Source organism: Bacillus sp. Medicinal_06 (assembly GCF_056711665.1).
Window position 1 is genome coordinate 1 of sequence record NZ_JBWYHD010000087.1, and the last position, 255, is coordinate 255.

At 42.4% G+C, this 255-nt stretch carries 1 rRNA gene; it reads left to right on the forward strand.

Going from position 1 to position 255, the window contains the following annotated elements:
• A 16S ribosomal RNA gene (locus AC1M36_RS28620) occupies nt 1–107 on the forward strand; the annotation flags it as partial.
• Nucleotides 108–255 lie beyond the last annotated feature (148 nt).

Here is a 255-nt window from a genome sequence, read left to right on the forward strand (position 1 = left end):
CGGTGGGGTAACCTTTTTGGAGCCAGCCGCCTAAGGTGGGACAGATGATTGGGGTGAAGTCGTAACAAGGTAGCCGTATCGGAAGGTGCGGCTGGATCACCTCCTTTCTATGGAGAATTGATAAGCACTGCTTATCAATATAAGTTTCCGTGTTTCGTTTTCGTTTAGTTTTGAGAGTTCAATAAAAGTGTTGACTCTTAAAAGAGGATATGATATAAATTAATTCTGCAATTTGTATGGGCCTATAGCTCAGCT